This is a genomic window from Laspinema olomoucense D3b (assembly GCF_025370785.1).
GTDB classification, from domain to species: Bacteria; Cyanobacteriota; Cyanobacteriia; order Cyanobacteriales; family Laspinemataceae; genus Laspinema; species Laspinema olomoucense.
This window is the reverse complement of record NZ_JAMXFA010000100.1, coordinates 1-1,218: the sequence shown is the minus strand read 5'-3', so window position 1 is coordinate 1,218 and position 1,218 is coordinate 1. Positions and strand designations below refer to the sequence as shown.

Below are 1,218 nucleotides of genomic sequence, written 5' to 3'. Positions count from 1 at the left end.
TTTTTAAGCTATCCTATTTTACATTTTAAATGACAAGGGTCTGTGTATGATTTGCACCGGAGATATAAACAAAGATTTTGCCCCCCTCCCCGAATCCTGCTCTTGGTAAGGGGAGGACTCTGGGAGGGGGGAGGGACAACAGTAAAAATTTTTGACATCGCTTATGAAACTGTTGTTATCATCTCCCCGAGCAAGGCTTTTTACGGTTAATCCTTGGTGTCATCGTGGGCAAAACGGTTATAAAGGAAGTCTAAGGCGTAGTTACGCAAATCGTAATATAAGGGGTCTTCCATAATGCGCTCGCGATCGCGAGGACGGGAGAAAGGAATTTCCATAATTTCGCCTACTTTGGCTTCGGGGCCATTGGTCATCATTACCAATTTATCCGCCAAGAATAACGCCTCATCAATATCGTGAGTAATCATTAACACCGTACAGCGATGGTCGTTCCAAATTTGTAATAACTCCTCTTGTAATTCCTCCTTAGTAATGGCATCCAAAGCCCCAAAAGGTTCATCTAAAATCAGAACTTTAGGACGAATGGCCAAAGCGCGGGCAATGGAAACCCGTTGACGCATCCCCCCAGAAATTTGGTTGGGTTTTTTATCCGCCGCTTCGGTTAAACCAACCATCGCTAAATGATCTCTGACGATCGCCTCTTTTTCCAGTTTCGATTTTTGGGGATAAACCTCATTAACGCCCAGATAGACATTTTCAAAAGCACTTAACCAAGGCAAGAGGGCGTAATTTTGGAAAACCACCATGCGATCGGGTCCGGGTTTAAGGACAGGTTCTCCACCCACCGTCACCGAACCCGTAGAGGGGGTATTAAACCCGGACACCATATTTAATAAGGTAGATTTTCCACAACCGGAATGACCGATCACACAGATAAATTCGCCCCGATTAACGGTTAAATTGACATCTTGTAAAACCGTGTGAGAACCTCGCGCACTTTTATAGGTTTTAGAAACATTTTCAAAAACCACAAAAGGCTTTTTATCCGATGGCTGATTGACTTGATTAGCTTTAAATTTTTTGTAGACGACTTGTTGCATGACCAATTTCTCCTATTTTACGAGTGAGTCCTTGAGAGATCTAGCTGCCCTGCCCCTCATTAAACTTGACGATGAAACCGTTACTACTATCAAGCTGAAAGCGGATCTCTTTCGCGGGTATCGAGAATAATTTCGGCCATCGTAGTATGGCGTTTTATTT

2 protein-coding genes are annotated in these 1,218 nt (G+C 43.5%); one reads left to right on the top strand and one right to left on the bottom strand.

Annotated elements, in window-relative coordinates; all coding sequences use genetic code 11:
• Positions 1-206: 206 nt before the first annotated feature.
• On the bottom strand, positions 207-1,058 hold the full coding sequence (locus NG792_RS28805; protein WP_261237808.1) for a nitrate ABC transporter ATP-binding protein: 852 nt from the start codon (positions 1,056-1,058) through the stop codon (positions 207-209).
• Here NG792_RS28805 and NG792_RS28800 point away from each other — a divergent pair.
• A complete protein-coding gene (locus tag NG792_RS28800; RefSeq protein WP_261237807.1) occupies positions 1,057-1,188 on the top strand; it encodes a hypothetical protein in 132 nt (43 codons plus the stop codon). The two genes, NG792_RS28805 and NG792_RS28800, sit on opposite strands and share 2 nt — an antisense overlap.
• The last annotated feature ends 30 nt before the right edge of the window (positions 1,189-1,218 follow it).